The organism is Neorhodopirellula pilleata, from assembly GCF_007859915.1.
Lineage (GTDB): Bacteria > Planctomycetota > Planctomycetia > Pirellulales > Pirellulaceae > Rhodopirellula > Rhodopirellula pilleata.
The window spans coordinates 2,867-20,625 of record NZ_SJPM01000014.1 but is presented as its reverse complement, the minus strand read 5'-3'; the positions used below and the strand labels follow the sequence as shown (position 1 = coordinate 20,625).

The window sequence follows — 17,759 nt, the reverse complement described above, 5'->3', positions numbered from 1 at the left end:
GGCCGCGGTTGTTCGTCGGCTTCGGTGCAATCCTTGGTTCGTCTTGGTGTCCAGAGAACTCGACCCGATGTAGATTCTTCACGTTGCAGGCGCGCTACCAATGTAGCGAGTGTGCCACCCGATTCAGCAAGCAATCGTTCCCGCGTTGCATGCAGCTCATCAAGAATTGGATCGTTCATGGGGATTGGCCTCCGAGAAATTCCGCAGGTGTACAAATCAACATGCCACTCAGTCCTTCACTCGCGAGTAACCGGTAAACGCGAGGAAGCTCGTGTGCATTGGCGATGTGCTTGCAGTTCAACGTCAATAAATAGTCTACTCGCGCTAGTGCAGCCAAGGCAACATGCAAGGCGTCCGCGGCAGCCTTCTGCGGCATCATGTGTCCAGCCAGTATGCGGCTGGCAAGTTGTTCAGCGTCTTGAGAGATCGGCATGATAGGCAAGCCATCTAAAATTTTAAGTCGGTCCGCCGCTGCGGTTGGGTCGCCATCACCGGCCTCGTCAAGCGTAAGTTGCGACGTTACCAAATCAAACTTCGGACGCTCAAGCCGCCACCAATCTCGCGCCTGCTCCTGGATTGCCGCGATTTGAATGTTCTTGCTCGGCCATGCAGTCGCATAGCTTACAATCGACGTTTCGATGTAGAGTGTGTCCATCCGGTCATTGTATCAGATCGTTGTGCTATTCCGTATGGAGCGACTGTGGTCGCAGGTTTCAAGACGAACGGTACGGTTCAGCGGGGCCGCGCGAACGACTCTCCACTTCAAAAAGGTCACCTCGCGGCCTCCGTTGCAACCGATGGTTCGTCGCTTCACCGGGCAGCTTCAATAGACGTTCCATAGGCAACGAGAGACAATTCTACAGCGCTTGTTCAGAAGAAACAAAGCTCCATCACATCGGAAAACTTTCAACCGAGTGATTCACGATCGTGTTTACAACGCCGAGTTGCAGGAGCCCGGCGAAAACGACATATGCCACACATCGCCGTTTTTGCAGAGGCAGCCGTTGTCGGACGTAGATCGCCGCTACAGCAATCGTAGTACAGCTAGTCACGATCGAGATCAATCGGCCAATGTCTCGCTGGATTAGAAAATTAAGCCCGTCTTGCTGCCACATCAAGAAAAGAACCAAGAGCCATCCGTAGCAAATAACCTGCGTTGCTTTGAACATGAGCGATGCGGTACGCCCACCCTGTGATTCCGGTGGGGGATTTGAAGCCGCTGTTTCGCTCGGAGGGTTATAGGGCGATTGATTCACAGCAAACGCAGATTCTTAGTCCGACGAACGGTTGCGATGGGCGGGCGGCGACGTGCGACATGCAAGCAGAGGAAACCAGTTTGCCGCAGCTCCGTCACCATCGCTTGGTTATTCGCGATCTGGATACAGCAAACGATCTACAATTCGCAAGTCGGCAGACGACAGTTCGTAAGTATATCGCAAGATTTCGCGCGGAGGTCGTTCTGTAGAGAAAATGTCATGTGTGGTGACAACACTGAACCGAAGTTGCCCAGCAGCAACGCGTGGAACGTGTAACTGCAAATCAATGGTCTGATCGGAACGCCACAAAGCATCGGCGAGAATAACTCGTCCGAGTTGGCAACCATATGCGATAGCATTTGCCAACGACGAAGCATCGCGGATCGCGGCTGAACAAAAGTCATGCGAGTGCTCGCGAAGCCTATTCATGGCGGCGTCAAACGATGAATAGTGTTCAAGCCTGGAACTATTATCGGCGTCGAATACACACCATGCGTCGACTATCGTCTTATGGTCTGAATCATATCCGTCGTCCGATTGGAATGTAGCAACGCGAGCGATACCGAACCGCTGAGTCTCAAACAGGCGTTCAATTACTGTGTAAGTTCGCACGCAGTTGGTTTGTATATCACTAATCGAATAACGAGGTAATTATCCCCGGTTGTTCTGGGTATGAGGTCGCGAGAAGGGCGTTATCGCTGGGTGTGCCTTCGGCTTCCTACGTGACAGGCGGGGTGTTATCGCTGGGTGCATGGGGACTTATCTCCGGGTAGCCGGACTTATCGCCGGGTAGTTCGGAAGGCCAGTATGCGGCCGCCCCGCGGGTGGGTCAAGCAATTTTTTCGATAAACAATTTGGTGTTAGGTTGACCTTCTTCAGGTTCTTGCGATGACACAAACGGATTGTACCAATGGGAATTGGAGGTGCCCCCATGCTCACGCATGGGGGCTGCATGCTGTCGCGGTTCCGCCGCTGGGATCACTACTGCTTGATGCGAATGTGTCGGTACTCGATCTGTCCGCGGTCGCCTTCGAGTCCGATCGGGCCGTCGGCGGGAATCGCCAATGCTTCTTCCAAAACTTCGCCGTTGCAAGTGCAACGAGCGACATCGTCCTTGACGACGATCTCGAGGTCATTCCATTTCTGGGGGCGGTACTTGATTAATTCTTTGTAGGGTCCGGCGAGTTTGAAATCACGACATTGCAATTGAGGACCTCGCAAAAACACACCGCTGTCGGCATTCGGCGTCGCGCGAAACTGCAACCTTAATGTCAAGTCGCCTGAAAAATCCTTCGACGTCCATAACTGCTCAATGCTGCGACCGTCCGGAGGTGTGGTCACGATAATTCTTCCGTGACGAGCGACGAAGCGTTCGTTGGGTGTTTGAGTCTTGCCGTCCAATACCAACTTCTCTTCCACCAATGGCCAATGAATGCCCTTCGGATTACGACTGAGCCAACGTTCGCGGCTCTTTCGCATCGGCTCGGGCGTGGGACGAAGTTCCCAGCCGGTCAGGTCCTTGCCATTGTGCAGAGCGACAAAGCCGGGTTCGATCGTCAGTGACGTTACTTCTGGCTCAAGTAGACCAAGTGTTTCAAAGAGAGGAATGAGGGCGTCTCTCCACTTCTCATAGCCGGCGCGGTTGGGATGCAAGAGATCAGGAAACTCGGCCGCGATGGCATCACCATTTGCATCGGCAAACAACGTCCAGGTGTCCACCATGGTCACTTGGCGATCGCCAGAAACCATGTCGACTAGCAACTCATTGAGTTGTTGGATGCTTTCGGCAGAGCGTTTTTTCGAAGCACTGCTTGGCATGACCTGACAGAGCACAACCGGCATGGCTGGATTATGCTTCTTCAAACTGTCGAGAATCAATTGAACATTGCCGGCGATCGTAGCAGGCTCGGCGAGTTCTTCTAAATCATTGGTGCCCATTAGCAAGACGACAGCCGCCGGATCGAGTGACAAGACATCTTCTTGCAATCGAATCAACATGCCTCGTGTCGTGTCGCCACTGATGCCTCGATTGGCAACTTTCATACCGGCAAAGTCTCCCGCAAAATCATCCTTCCATCCTTGCGTGATCGAATCACCCAAGAACACGACGGCACCGTGATCCTGTTCAGCCCGCCGCGCAAAAGTTGCCCGGCGTTGCGACCACACATTCTGCATCCATTCATATCGCCGAATCGGTCCGGCACCCGGCAAACCTTCGTCAGTAGCCGGAATCAGAAAGGTACTCTGGCTGGTGTCGATCTGATCTTGAGCGTGACAAAGAACAGTCATCGTCGACGCCCAGAGGATCCAGAGTAAAAAGGATGCTATGACGGTTTTCAAAAGCATGTTTTTGTTAGGCTAATACATGTGGGGTGAAGCGGGGAGCTGAGTTGCGTAGCTTAACACCTCTCCCGAGTGGAGGACACTGCTGAATGAAATAGCCGTTTTGGCGATAGCGGGCTGTTGATTTAATCGTAACCCGCTGCGTAAGCGAGGAATAATTGATATTGACTCATCCCTCGCTTACGCTTCGGGTTACGAAAAACCAATTCCACAGGAAAAAGTGCAACTTCAAAACTCACGCATCGGGTTACGATGAGAACTAAATCAACAGCCCGATCGCCACGGTTTCGGCACCGCGGAACCGGGGTTAACGCCCTTCGGCTAATCGTTGTCATTCGGTAAATGACTAAATCAACACGCCGCTACGCATGGGGCACTATACTAATTGGTGTTTGACGAATCATTTCAGAAGCCCCACCTCACCTGCTGCCCACCCCTATGAAGCTGCCGTTTCTCGACCTTGGCCCCCGGTGCGTTTGGCGTCTAGCGACGTTGAGCCTAGTGACGTTGTCTCCAGCGATCTCGGCTAAGGGCGACGACATCGATTTTAACCGAGATATCCGTCCGATCCTCTCGGGCAGTTGTTTCGCTTGCCATGGACCGGATGAGAATACTCGCGAAGCCGATCTCCGTTTGGATACGGCTAAAGGCGCCACGGAAGACTTGGGGGACTACGCTGCGGTCGTCCCTGGTTCTGCCGACGAGAGTACCATCATCCATCGGATCTTGTCCGACGATGAAGACATGCGGATGCCGCCAACCGGCAAGGGACGAAAACTGAACGAAGAGGAGGTCCGTTTGCTGCGACAATGGATCGATTCCGGTGCCAAGTATGCGCAACACTGGTCTTATGTCAAACCCGAACAGAGTGGTCCTCCAGTTCACCCGTTTCCGCATTCCCGCGTGAATGAGATTGACGATTTCATTCTTGCACGGTTGCAACGGGAGGGCTTGCAGCCATCGCCGCCGGCCGAACGAGCGACCATCGCGCGGCGGGTGGCAATCACGCTCAATGGTGTTCCGCCAACGTGGGAAGAAGTACGAGCTTTCGTCAACGACACTCGCCCAGAAGCCTACGAGATCTTTGTCGATGCGCAATTGGCAAAGTCGAGTTTTGGTGAGCGATGGGCTCGCGTGTGGCTGGACCTTGCCCGCTATGCGGATTCCGCCGGATACGCGGACGATCCCTCGAGAACGATTTGGGCCTATCGCGACTATGTCATCAAATCACTGAATCAAAATAAACCGTTTGACCAATTCACTATCGAACAACTTGCTGGCGACTTGCTGGAGAACCCGAGCGATGAACAACTGATCGCAACTGCCTTGCATCGCAACACGATGACCAATAACGAAGGGGGCACCAACGACGAACAGTTTCGCAACGAAGCGATTGTTGATCGTGTCAATACAACGATGGCTGTGTGGATGGGCACGACGATGGCATGTGCCCAATGCCACACACACAAGTACGATCCGATCAGTCAAGCAGAGTATTTCCGTTTCTTTGATTTTTTCAACCAATCGCAAGATGCTGACCGCCGTGATGAAAGTCCGCTGCTGCAGATCTTGACCGATGAACAAAAAGAACAACGTCGTCAACTCGAACAGCAACTGGCGTCGCTGCGGAAGGTTCTTGACACACAAACACCCGCGATTGATGAAGCGATGGGGCAATGGATCGAGCAACTTCAAGAAGAACCACAATGGCAACCGCTGCCAATCGAATCGGCCACGTCCGACGCGGGAACATTGGAACTGCAAGCCGAGGGTACGCGTGTCGAACTGAAAGGGGATCGTCCGAATACGGCGACCTATACCGTGCGGATGCCATTTCACAATCCACAGGACGTAGCCGCCATCCAATTGCGAGTCCATCCCGAACAACAAAGCAATTTTGTCCTCAGTCGTGTTCGCGCGGCGTGGGTACCAGCAATCGCCGAATCTCCAAGTGCTCGCTTCGTCCGTATTGAACTTCCGGGTGCCGGCCGTTTCCTACATGTCGCTGAGGTCGAAGTCTTTCATGAAGGAACCAACGTCGCGCTCCAGGGAAAGGCCTCGCAAAGTTCCACGGCTTTCGGCGGTCCTGCCGAACGAGCCATTGATGGTAATACCGACGGTAATTTTCAAGCGAACTCGGTCACTCATACGGGCCAGGAAACGAATCCATGGTTGGAAATCGATCTTCATCAGTGGCAACCGATTGATCGCGTCGTGGTTTGGAATCGAACCGACGATGGCGGAGCAATCAAAGAGCGGATTGCCGGTTATCGGGTCGTGCTGTTGGATGATCAACGCAATGAAGTGTGGTCGTCGAACTCCGAGGGAATTCCTGACCCGAGTCACTCCTATGAGCTGACCGGAACGCGCCGACTGCAATTTGCGTCGGCATCAGCCGATTATTCACAAGACCAGTTTTCTGGCGACAGTGTACTGCCCAGCAGCGGTGCAAGCACTGACCAAGCTCCGAATCCGGAAAAGGGATGGGCGATTGCTGGTGGTACAGGCGCATCGCATGCGTTGACATTGATACTAGCCACTCCCCAAAAATTCGGTGAAGGGGAACTGGTGCTGCATCTCGAACAAGTTTCCCGCTTTGGCCAACATCTGCTGACAAATTTCGGGTTTGCTATCACGGCCGATGCGCAGGTGTCGCATTGGTCATCCATGCCGGAATCGGTTCGAGCACTTGTGAAGAAGGGAGAGCTTTCCGATCCGGAACGCGTGCAATTAGCCAGCTATTACCGAACGCTTGCCCCTTTACTTGCCGAGACTCGAGCCGAACTTAGCAAACTGCAAACTGCCTACGACAACATCAAACCGGCGACGAGTGTGCCGATCATGCGAGACGTGGCCGATTCACAGCGACGAACGACAAAGATTCAGCTTCGAGGAAACTACCTTAGTTTGGGTGACGAAGTGACGGCAGGAGTTCCCGCGGTCTTTCATTCGCTGCCTGCGGATATGCCAGCGAACCGTCTGGCGTTGGCGCAGTGGCTGGTCTCTGCTGAAAATCCCCTCACGGCAAGAGTGATCGTTAATCGGCATTGGGAGCAGGTCTTTGGAATTGGCATCGTGGAAACTAGTGAAGAATTTGGTTCTCAAGGCGAATTGCCCACACACCCGGCGTTGCTTGATTGGTTGGCGGTGGACCTGATCGACCATGGCTGGGACATCAAACGACTGCTCAAGCAGATAGTGATGTCGGCAACTTACCGCCAATCAAGCGCCATCAGTCCCGATTTGCTCGAGGCAGATCCGGATAATCGGCTATGTGCACGCGGGCCACGATTTCGGATTTCGGCCGAGATGGTTCGCGATCAAGCGTTAGCCGTTACGGACCTGTTGAGCGATAAAGCTTACGGGCCTCCTGTTCGTCCGCCACAGCCATCCCTCGGCCTATCGGCCGCATTTGGATCAGCGACGGATTGGAGTACGAGCGAAGGAGAAGATCGCTATCGACGGGCGATTTACACGACTTGGCGACGTTCGAATCCATACCCGTCGATGGCAACGTTCGACGCACCTAATCGTGAAGTCTGCACCGTGCGCCGGTCTCGGACGAACACTCCACTGCAAGCGCTGGTGACTTTGAACGACCCAGTTTACGTCGAAGCGGCACAATCGCTGTCCCGACAAATGGCGCAGCAGGATTCGCTCGACAAGCAACTGCAGTACGGCTTTGAACGTGCATTACTGCGTGATCCCAATGCACGCGAACTCGATCGCTTGCGATCGATGTACACCGACCTAGTTGCGTACTACGGCGAACACTCCGATGATGCCCGACTGATGGCGAGCGAGCCTCTGGGAAGCTTGCCCGACGGAGCTGACGCCGCTCAATATGCTGCGTTAACCGTGATTGCGAATACGATTCTGAATCTCGATGAATTCTTGATGCCCCGATAAAAATGCAATGAATGATTATCAAAACATGCGGATGCAGCGATTGCTGACGGAGACTCGTCGACACTTTCTCAAGCAGTCGACAGCCGGGATCGGAGGGATCGCGCTCGGGTCGCTGTTGGCAAACGAAAGCCAAGGTGCCGGCGCGGCAGCCGCCCCTAGTTCACTCGCATCCAAGGCCCCTCATTTTCCGGCCAAGGCGAAGCGAGTTATCTACCTTCACATGACCGGTTCACCGCCAAATCTTGACCTGTTTGATTACAAGCCGGAACTGGCGCGTCTCAGTGGAACCGATTGTCCTGACGAGTTCTTAAAGGGACGAGAGTTTGCTTTTACGAGCGGAACTCCCAAACTGCTCGGGTCTCCACGCCAGTGGAAACAGGTTGGCCAGTCTGGGACGTGGATGTCCGATGCGATCCCGAATTTCCACGAAATCGCTGACGAAATGTGTGTCATCCATGGCATGCATACCGATCAGTTCAACCATGCTCCGGCTGAACTGTTGTTGCTGACCGGATCTTCCCGATCGGGACGTCCATCATTGGGAGCCTGGACCAGTTATGGACTTGGCAGTGAGAATGAAGACTTGCCCGCGTTCGTGGTCTTGATCTCCAGCGGCGTGCAACCCAACGGAGGCAAGAACTCGTTTGGTTCCGGGTTTCTTCCTTCGATCTATCAAGGAGTCCAGTGTCGATCCAAGGGGGACCCAGTGTTGTACTCTTCCGATCCGGCAGGCATGAATCGACAAGTGCGGCGACAAAGTCTTGATGCTTTGAATGATTTGAATCAATTGCAAGCTGAAGAGATGGGACATCCCGAGACTCTGACGCGAATTTCGCAGTACGAGCTAGCTTATCGGATGCAGGTAAGTGTTCCCGACGTGATGGACGTCACGAAGGAGTCTCAAGAGACACTGGATGCTTATGGGGCAAAGCCCGGTCAAGCGAGCTTCGCCAATAACTGCTTGCTGGCGCGAAGACTGAGCGAAGCCGGCGTTCGCTTCGTTCAATTGTTTGACTGGGGCTGGGACTTCCACGGAACGGGAGCGGGCGAGGGTTTAACCGATGGTTTGACGAACAAGTGTGCGACGATGGACAAACCGATTGCCGCCTTGATCAAGGATCTGAAGCAGCGTGGCTTGCTTGACGAGACGTTGATTATTTGGGGCGGCGAGTTTGGCCGAACCCCTTTCCGCGAAGGACGCACGGCCGGCGGACAAATTCTTGGTCGCGACCACTATCCCGACGCCTTCTCGATGTGGATGGCAGGTGGTGGTGTGAAAGGTGGTCTCGACTATGGCGCAAGTGACGAACTGGGGTTCCGTGTTGCCGAGAACCCGGTTCATGTCCATGACCTGCAAGCGACCATCTTGCACTTGATGGGCTTCGACCACACGCAGCTAACCTATCGCTTTCAAGGTCGCGATTATCGACTGACCGACGTGCACGGCCACGTTGTTCAGGACATTTTGGCGTAGAGCCTATCCGAAAAGGGGTCTGACCCTTTGGAGGCGAGTCAATTTTCGTTGCTTTTCTGGTTTCGCCGGAGAGGGTCAGACCCCTTTTCGGATAGGCTCTTGAGCTAATGTCAAGAATGAGTGATGACTAACTCGCTCGTCGTTGCTGACGGGCGGCGAGGCCGCTAAAGAGGATCGAACCGCCGACCAAGCTTGCGAAACCGCCGAGTGCGAATACACCGACGGCACCGAGTCGGTGCATCAATCGATGGTTTTGAATCAAATTCTGCAAAGTGGTCTGATGCTCGGTGGTTAGCTGCATCCAACACGCGCTTTCGTATTCGGTTTGGTCACCGGATCGAACTTCGCCGTCGTATCGACGCGTGATTAACTCGTTACGAATCCAATCCATTTCGACGACAATTTTGGAAGTGTCGATTGATTCGGGGATCGTTGCGGCTTGTTGGTCGATGTAGTTTTCGACCGCGCCTTTGGCCATGACTTCCATCATCTCGGCGGCCGCTTCCGGAGTCGGTTGAGGCGGCGACACGACCACGATTGAAATCACTTGATCGGTTTGAGATGCGTCCGTCGGCAACGACAGGTCATTCTCGTTCCGTTGGACCCATTTGGGTCGATCACTCGGATAGTCGACATGATCCAAGGGAGCAATACTCAGTTCAGCGGATGGTTCTCCCGCCGCTTTATTCTCGTCGGCATGTTTCTCGCCGACATGTTTCTCGTCGGCATGTTTCTCGTCGGCATGGCCGGAGAGCGTAAAACAGGTCGCCAGCAGGAGGGTCATGGCAAGCGATGTTCGCTCGAGCGGATTGATCGTTTTCATGGGTTAAGCCTTTCTCATCGTCGCAAGCGTTGCCACCGAATCCGCTTTCACCCAAGGTGCCGACATTTGAGTCATCACGATGATACCGCCAGCGATCAACATGCCGGACGGTTGAGGAACCGGGATGACTTGATGAACCAACCATTCGCCAACAACGGCGACGGCGACCGCCCACAAACTCAACCGAGCCCGTCGCAAGGGATCGACCGGTTTCCACATTCGCAGCAAGCCGAACAAGACCGCAAAATGCGCCATCATGGCGGCCGCTTTGGGGACGCCGGACAAATGATAAAATGACACGGGCAATGACGTCGCATCGATGTCGCGTCCCAATCCCACATCCATCGGCACCATCAACATTTCGGCAAGCAAATAGGCAACCACACCGACACCGGCACCGAGGAACGACGACGATAATCGTCGCAACATCCCTTCGCCGTCACTCGATTCCCACGCCTTGCCGAGTCCGAGCAGCCCGAACGAACCGATCCACACGACGCACGCCATCCATACATACGGAGACAACGCCATCGGACTGACCGTCGCGTTGCGAAGACCGATGACCGAAGTAATCAACAATAGCGTCGCCGCAACAATCATCGAGATCATCCCGGACGTGGTCCACTCGGCCGCCAGCGTGGTGCGCGATCGAGCGGCCAAGGACTCTCGCAACATCTGTCGCACCTGCGTTTTGGAAAGCCGTTTGGGAACGGGGGTCGGATCCGACAAACGTGCATCCGCGGAAGCGAACGAGTGAGACGGCGAGGTGTTTGATGTTGTTGAATCGGGATTGGGATACGCGTAGGTGTCCGGCTCGGAGATCTGCAACACCATGTGCCGAATGATGTAGTACGGCACGTAGATGAAACCCACGATCGACAACGCGGGCAGCAGCCAATGTGTGTTGAACAACAAGATGAAAATCGTTGCCAAGACGATCACGAACTTCGAGCCCGGCGACCGTTCGAGGTTTTTCCACCAAAGTCCTAAGTCGGTGACACTGTTCCGAATCGCGCGGGCGATGGGTTCTTCGGATGACGGATTTCGCAACGTGACCGCCGGTGCGGTCGCCGGCGACGCGGCTGAACGGGTTGGCGGTGAGACCGGTCGAGCGGGCTGTTCGTTCGAGGCAACCTGTTGCGGATCGATGACAGGAATCCGGTCGGCATCGGTCCACGTTACCGAACTCTTCCACGGCAACATCGCCATCAAAGAAGGGACATCGGACGGTCGATGAGCAGGGTCCTTTTCCAGACACGACGCGATCGCATGGCGGTACTCACGGGGAATCATGGATACGTCGGGCGTGGCGGACAGGTGCTTGATGATGATCTCTTGAGGCGTTTCGCCATTGAACGGCGTCATACCGGTTAAGAGCTCAAACAGGATGATGCCCATCGCGTAGATGTCGATCTCGCGTCCATACTGACCACGTCCGATTTCCGGGGCCATGTAATGGAAGGTCCCGACGCTTTCGGTATGTCCGCCCCGATGAGAGGTCGAGATGAATTTGCTTAAACCGTAATCGCCAACTTTGATGACCCCATCGTCGTCAAACAGGTTGCCCGGTTTCAGGTCGCGGTGAACCAGTCCGGCCGAGTGCAAGTGAGCGACCCCGGCGGCCATCCCGGAAAACCACCGACGGACTTCCGAGATCGGCAAGCCGGTTTCCATCGACGGAACCTGCGGGACGAACCCTCGAGCCGCGTCGGCACCGTCGAGGACTTCTCGGAGATTCTTTCCGGAAACGTATTCCATGACCACCCAAGCCTGATCGTCGTCATCACGGCATATGTCGTGAAGCGAGACCAGATTGTTGTGCTTGAGGTTCAAGCAATGCGACACGCCGCGTAATTCGACGTCGAGGTTGCGTTGAATCCTTTTCAACGCGACCTCTTTGCCTGCCTGGCTGATCGCAAAATAAACTTCACCGAATCCGCCCATGCCGATGCCACGCTGGATCGTATAACGATCCAGAACGACTTCGTCGGGGCAGTGGGTAAAGTTCATGTTGCGGCCGTGATCTCGGGATGGAACGGATGCGAATGCGACACTCATGGTATCTACCAAGATAGTGTATCGACCAAGAAAAGGCAGAGTTTCTACAGGGTCGAATCTTCACCGATCTCGATCGAGACCAACGAACCGGGATCTCGTCCCTCGAGCCCATTCATGTACGACGAGATGTCGTCGAGCAAGGATTCGTCGGACGGCTCGTCCAGGTTGATTTCGCCGAAGTACTCGACATCAACGGCCATGGTTTCTTCTTCGACATCGATGCGAGAGGCAATCTCGTCGAGCAATTCACGCGAACGTGACAAGGCGCTGTCGTCAAGGTTCAACTCGCTGCTCGTTTGAGCGACGCGGAGGGCACCCAAACGTGCTTGCAGGTTTTCGACTTCGACTTCAAGTTGACGCTTGGCGTCGAGCATCGCTTCCATCCGCTCGTTAGCTGATCGCAGGGAAGCTTGTCGGGCCGAAAGCATATTTTGCAACTTGTCAGATGTTTGTTGACGGGTTTTGAATCGTTTGAAACGGTTCGACAAATCCGATTTGACTTGCACCGATGTGTAGGTCTTACCGCCGTAGCTGTAAACGGTGCTCTCGTTTCGCAGGTCATCGGACAATCGTTCGATTTCTTCCTGAGCCTTGGCGAGGCTGCTATCGGTGTCGACGAGTTGTCGTTCCAAACGCACGACTTCGATTTTTTCTTTCGCGATACGTCGGGCGTTGTCGTGAATTTCAGGAGTCAGATCGGCGATCATCTGACGTGCCCGTTTGAGCTCCCATTCCAACGGAACGGCGTCGTTGGCCGAGGTGGTGATGTAATCCCAACCGCAACGAGCGTACGATCCGATCGGCGTGGCGAGAGTGATTCCGGACAACAGAGCACAGGTGGCTCCCGTCATGAAAAGTTTGCGTAGCATGATTTTGTTTCCCAGTCGGTGGATTGGATGTTTCGGTGACCCGGTCCGCCTCGGATCAGGTGCCTTCAACAAGCTCTTCGTTCCAGGCGGAGGAATCTTGGCGACGTGGGCGCAAAAAAAGAAAGAATTGGGCTCAAGTTCGGCGACAGACGTAGAAAGGCAGCAGAATGCGGCATGATGCGCGATTCTGCGGCAGACCATTCGGCTTGAGAAAAAAACCGAAAGCCCGTTCGAACGGAAAATTGTGCGTTCAAGTCGTTCCCTGCAAAGACTTTACGAGCCGTTGGACCGATCGAACTGTTCATCGGGTATCAAAATTGCCGAACTTTTTATCGGGCCGACCCATCTTACCTATGTCTTTTGTGCATTCATGGGAGTTCATCATGTCCACCTCTCACTCAACCTACCCTTCCGGTGGCGGAGACGCTTCCTCCAAAGGGAACGAACTTCACGGCAGTGAAGTTATCACCACATCGAATTGGGGTTGGTTGACGCAACGAATCGAAAAAACCGCCGACGCTGGTTTTGATCGCTGGATGGATGCGAAACTCACGACGCTCGAAGCGGATCTACACCGATTCGCGGTGACCCATCCGGTCTCCACTCGACGGTCTTAGAACCTATCCGAAAAGGGGTCTGACCCTCTCCGGCGATACCCTCAAACGAATGAATAACGACTCGCCTCCAAAGGGTCAGACCCCTTTTCGGATAGGTTAATGCGTCGCTAAGCATCGCGTGAACATCAACTGGCGCATTAAAAAAGTGGAATAGGCTTCCAACCTTTTTATACCCCACATCTTTTTTGACCCCCACGAGCTCGTCTCGTGGGTGAATAAGGTTCGCAAGCTAGACAACGACGCCCTCCCAACCTTCCGATTTTCACTTGTGCTCGCCGCTTGAAGCGGCGAGCACAAGTGAAAATCGGAAGGTTGGGAGAATTGCGGCTCGTGTCTAGCTTGCCAACCTCGGCTTCCTGCCAGACGAGCTGGCAGGGGAGCAATACATGAGCACTTGTGGGGTACAAAAAGGCTGGAAGCCTATGCCACTTGTTGTTCACTCGATATTTACGGTGTCAGCAACGTGGCTCGACGGTCCTCCGTCGAGAATCACGGTGGGGACCACCGTGCCACGTTTTAAGCCAACCTTCATTTTAAATATTGACGAAGCACTAGCATCGATCACAACGATATTGGTAATTGAGACGATTGCATCGAACGCTCTCATTTTCCTAACCAAGATGGCTGTCCAGCCCAATGGTCGGTTTCTTACGTTCTCCAACGCACGTCGTCGGCCGATCTTGGCAGTGGTCAACCGTCGTGTGTTTTACGGTATGGACTTTCGTTGCAGGACTGGCGATTGGCTTTCCACCTCCGGTCCAGTCTCAAACAACCATTCTTAATCCACCGGAGACGTCAACATCGATCGCGGCAACAACGGTCACAGCCATCCCGATCGCGATGGAACCCGCGATGATGGAGACTTGGTCGATCATCGATACACCGGAAGTACCGGTTGAACGATTTCGCCGTGGCTTCTTTCAAGGCGGCGAATTGATCGGCGGTTACGTCGGCGATGCGGCGGCCCCGGCGCGATCGGTCGATGAAACGTCTTGGGAAGCCCGCTTGGCGTTCGGGGTGCCACTGGGAAGCCTCGAAAACATCTTGGTCGTCCGCCCGTTCTTTCGCGCCGATCATTTGAATGGTCCCACTGTGGTCGACGTCCCGGCAACCCTCTACAGCACCGGGGCGACTCTTTTTCAGCGCAAACAATGGAACGAGCGGGTCTCGACGATCTTGATCGCGACGCCTTCGGTTCGCAGCGATTTCACGACGAGCGACAACGCGTTCCGCTTATTCGGATTAGGGCTAGTGAACTGGCAATGCCGCGACGATCTGAGCATCGGGTTGGGCGCTGTTTATCTGGACCGAGCCGACTTGGGCGTCTTACCGGCAGCCGGTTTGACTTGGACGCCAGCGCCGTGGTGGAAGATCGACTTGATGATGCCGCGTCCCCAAATCAATCGCCGCGTCTGGAAGGACGGCGGTTTTGCCGAAGCTTGGGCCTACGCCGGTGCCACACTGGGCGGCAACACGTGGGCGGTGACTCGACAATCCGGCCCGACGACGGGCCAAAGCGACGAACTGACGGTCAGCGGGATTCGCTTATTCGCCGGCTATGAAGTGATCCAAACGGGCAATCGCGGTTGGAAATTCGAAGCCGGATATGTGTTCAACCGAAGCATTGAATATGAGAACGACGCGACCGACGTCGACCTCGACGACGCATTGTTCGTCGAGGCGGCGTGGAGGTTTTGAAACCGTTACAGGTTCGATGCGATCAACGAGACATAAACTCGGATCTCGTGTCCGGCAACCTTATAGGTCACTTCCGTTGGGACGCAGTTGCTCGGAAACGCGAGTCGCGAAGGGCCGGCCAACAACACACAGGGAAGTCCTAGGGTGAGCATGAAGTCTTCCAACCGGCCTTTGGCACCGCCAACAACCATATTGCCCAGCTCGCCGATCGCATCAACGACGGTTTGATCGAGATGGTCGGTATCATGGTCAATCAGGCGTTGCGTCCAAAGCAACGCAGCACCGAGGTCCAAGCAAACACTGATGCTACCTTGAAGGCCGCCGCTGAGCGAGACGACGACAGTGGCTTCTTCGATCGTTTCCTTCGCACAATCCATTAGCGGTGCGGAGATGGGTGCATGGCGGGTGTTGAGATGTTCCATCTCTTCACCGATCATCATCGAGAAGGTTTCACGAATGGAGGCATCCATCGCTTCTTGGACGGCGACATTAATATCAAGGGAAAGAGCGGACATATTAGGTCTCGGGGGTGAGGCGTTGGCCGAATCAGGAGTGGCCCTACGCAGTGGCCGGGTTAGGAAGCACACGCTCCAATTTCATTTGAAGCATGTCTTGGTCGAACGGTTTGACCAAGTAATCGTTCACACCGGCCTGGATCGCTAGCAATACTTGCGACTTCTCCGATTCGGTCGTGATCATCATAATAGGCAGTTTATGACCGGCACCACGAATCGACTGGATTAACTCCAGACCGTTCATGTTCGGCATGTTCCAATCCGTCAGGATAAGATCGAATCCGACTCCGTCACCAAATTTTTCGAGCGCTTCGACACCGTCCGCAGCTTCGACGACTTCGTCGACCCAAAGACTGTTGAGTCCACGTGCGATAATTTTTCGCATGACACCGGAATCATCCACCAACAAAACTTTCATTTCGGTTTCTCGCTTCGAGATTTTATATTAGGGGGTGTGCACGTTACCAAGGCGAAACTTGATCCATCGCCGCATCGATTCTCCGCATCAATGCAGAATCTTTCGCCTTCGTACAACCGTAGCTCGCAATTTGGGGGGAGAAGCGTTCTTGCGAGGATTTTTTTCCTTTCCGAGCGATCACCCCCCTTTTTAGATGGGCTTTCCCTGGGCGGTCAGTTCGCTTGGAATGAATTGAAGCGAGTGCTTTGTCCAACTTTAATTTTAGGACTAGCCGTTTTGGCGCTAGCGGGCTGTTGATTTAGTTTGCATCGCAACCCGAAGCGTCAGCGAGGGATACATACAGAGGATTTAATAGCGTTCAATCCCTCGCTGACGCTTCGGGTTACGATTAAATCAACAGCCCGCTAGCCACGGTTCCGTCGCAAAAACCGGGGCTAATGTTGCCGACCCTAAAGTTGAATCTAGACAAAGCACTAGGCGGCTCGCGAGAAACCTATCTGGTTCGAAGCATGCAATTCGTCGATGGCTTCGCAAACATGCTCCACACCGATTGCGGTCATCGCGTAGTTGTCCACCGATCGCCAGAAACCATGACTGCTTGATTCTGTTTGTCGTCGCAAGGAAACTTGATGGTAGGGACCGCGGTCACTGGGACGGCTTGGTCCGTACAGACCGATCGCTGGTGTGCCGACGGCGACGGCGAGGTGCAACGGCCCGGCATCGCTACTGATCAACAGATCCGCCGTCTGGAACAATGCCGCCGCCATCATCAATGTGGTGTCGGGTGCTAACGTCACCGTGCCCTCGGAACGTTCGACAATCTGTTCGGCCATCAAGCGATCTTCAAACGTCGTCCACACCGCCAAGCTACGATAACCGTAACGATCTGCTAGATAGCGAGCCGTTGCGGAAAACCGATCGGCTTCCCAACGCTTCGACGGACAATCTGCTCCCGGATTCAGAATCGCCAGACGCGCCGAGCGGATCTGACTGCGGCATTGGTTCGCCCAAAGTTGGTCTTGGCGACCAATCGGCAAGTCCCAGCGAACACGTGGGTGGTGGATCCGCAACGGCGTGAGTAACTCCAAACGCCGATCGACGAGATGATCAAATACCGGAACGACTCGCTCGTTATTCAGCCAAGCGAAGGCATCCCATGCATGTCCAGCGGTGAAGCCGATCCGGTGCCGAGCACCGCTGAGATAACAAGCCAACGCCGAAACTAGGTCGCCTTGGCAATCGATCGTGATGTCAAATTTAGACTGACGCAAAGCCTTCCGAGTTTCACGCACAAGCGAAGGCGAACGATACCAACCCGGTGGTACTTCGAGGACTTCATCGATCGCTCGGTGACCGCGAACCAATGCGGCGACTTCGGGCCCGATGAGCCAGCCGAGATGTGCATCGGGATAGTGATCGCGAAGGCAGCAGGCCACCGGCAATGAATGAACGACGTCACTGACGTCGCCCGCACCGGCGATCAAAATACGAGGCGAATGAGAAAGAGAATCGATCGGGGGGATGGCGTCGGACATCAAAAGGCTTGCCGGCAATCGGAGCGAAGTGGGCGTCCATGGGGACGCCGTCGACGCGACGTTAACAATCCGACACGAACGATCACCAGAGCAGTTCGAGTTGCTCCCAATCCTAGTAGTCTATCGCAGCTCAATTTTCGGGTAGAGGCGTCTTAATTTGATCCGAGCGTCTGCGGTCGTGAACTGCCAATCGATTCCCGTTTGACGCTCGTTTCGCGCGGCATACCACTTGGTAATTCGCTCG

Annotated in this window: 12 protein-coding genes; 4 read left to right on the top strand and 8 right to left on the bottom strand. The window is 54.5% G+C overall.

Annotation, left to right across the window (positions count from 1 at the left end):
• Positions 1-175 precede the first annotated feature (175 nt).
• Together Pla100_RS24040 and Pla100_RS24035 are read right to left on the bottom strand one after the other, a co-directional pair.
• Positions 176-655 (bottom strand): type II toxin-antitoxin system VapC family toxin, encoded by a 480-nt coding sequence (locus tag Pla100_RS24040; RefSeq protein WP_146581002.1) that lies wholly within the window; start codon positions 653-655, stop codon positions 176-178.
• Between the two features lie 1,582 nt (positions 656-2,237).
• Positions 2,238-3,545, bottom strand: coding sequence for a GDSL-type esterase/lipase family protein (locus tag Pla100_RS24035; RefSeq protein ID WP_231603500.1), 1,308 nt, complete (start codon positions 3,543-3,545; stop codon positions 2,238-2,240).
• A 555-nt stretch (positions 3,546-4,100) separates the two neighbouring features.
• Between Pla100_RS24035 and Pla100_RS24030 the strand changes: the two genes are divergently transcribed.
• Together Pla100_RS24030 and Pla100_RS24025 are read left to right on the top strand one after the other, a co-directional pair.
• Positions 4,101-7,508, top strand: coding sequence for a DUF1553 domain-containing protein (locus Pla100_RS24030; RefSeq protein ID WP_231603498.1), 3,408 nt, complete (start codon positions 4,101-4,103; stop codon positions 7,506-7,508).
• A gap of 7 nt (positions 7,509-7,515) precedes the next feature.
• Entirely contained in the window at positions 7,516-8,982 is a 1,467-nt protein-coding gene (locus Pla100_RS24025) for a DUF1501 domain-containing protein (RefSeq protein WP_146580996.1), read from the top strand.
• A 127-nt stretch (positions 8,983-9,109) separates the two neighbouring features.
• Here Pla100_RS24025 and Pla100_RS24020 read toward each other — a convergent pair whose 3' ends face one another.
• The 3 genes from Pla100_RS24020 to Pla100_RS24010 are packed head-to-tail and all read right to left on the bottom strand — an operon-like array spanning position 9,110 to position 12,732.
• A complete protein-coding gene (locus Pla100_RS24020) occupies positions 9,110-9,805 on the bottom strand; it encodes a hypothetical protein (RefSeq protein WP_146580995.1) in 696 nt (231 codons plus the stop codon).
• A 3-nt stretch (positions 9,806-9,808) separates the two neighbouring features.
• Positions 9,809-11,863, bottom strand: coding sequence for a serine/threonine-protein kinase (locus tag Pla100_RS24015; protein ID WP_146580992.1), 2,055 nt, complete (start codon positions 11,861-11,863; stop codon positions 9,809-9,811).
• A 44-nt stretch (positions 11,864-11,907) separates the two neighbouring features.
• Positions 11,908-12,732, bottom strand: coding sequence for a hypothetical protein (locus Pla100_RS24010; RefSeq protein ID WP_146580990.1), 825 nt, complete (start codon positions 12,730-12,732; stop codon positions 11,908-11,910).
• Between the two features lie 383 nt (positions 12,733-13,115).
• Here Pla100_RS24010 and Pla100_RS24005 point away from each other — a divergent pair, with 383 nt between their 5' ends.
• Together Pla100_RS24005 and Pla100_RS24000 are read left to right on the top strand one after the other, a co-directional pair.
• Positions 13,116-13,349, top strand: a complete 234-nt coding sequence (locus tag Pla100_RS24005) for a hypothetical protein (RefSeq protein WP_146580988.1) — start codon at positions 13,116-13,118, stop codon at positions 13,347-13,349.
• A 636-nt stretch (positions 13,350-13,985) separates the two neighbouring features.
• A complete protein-coding gene (locus Pla100_RS24000) occupies positions 13,986-15,047 on the top strand; it encodes a hypothetical protein (protein WP_231603497.1) in 1,062 nt (353 codons plus the stop codon).
• 5 nt (positions 15,048-15,052) lie between these two features.
• Here the strand turns inward: Pla100_RS24000 and Pla100_RS23995 are convergent, their stop codons facing one another.
• From Pla100_RS23995 to Pla100_RS23985, 3 genes are all read right to left on the bottom strand, one after another.
• Positions 15,053-15,562 (bottom strand): chemotaxis protein CheX, encoded by a 510-nt coding sequence (locus tag Pla100_RS23995; protein ID WP_146580986.1) that lies wholly within the window; start codon positions 15,560-15,562, stop codon positions 15,053-15,055.
• Positions 15,563-15,605: 43 nt separating this feature from the next.
• Entirely contained in the window at positions 15,606-15,980 is a 375-nt protein-coding gene (locus Pla100_RS23990; protein ID WP_146580984.1) for a response regulator, read from the bottom strand.
• Positions 15,981-16,453: 473 nt separating this feature from the next.
• On the bottom strand, positions 16,454-17,515 hold the full coding sequence (locus tag Pla100_RS23985) for a glycosyltransferase family 9 protein (protein ID WP_146580982.1): 1,062 nt from the start codon (positions 17,513-17,515) through the stop codon (positions 16,454-16,456).
• Positions 17,516-17,759: the final 244 nt, after the last annotated feature.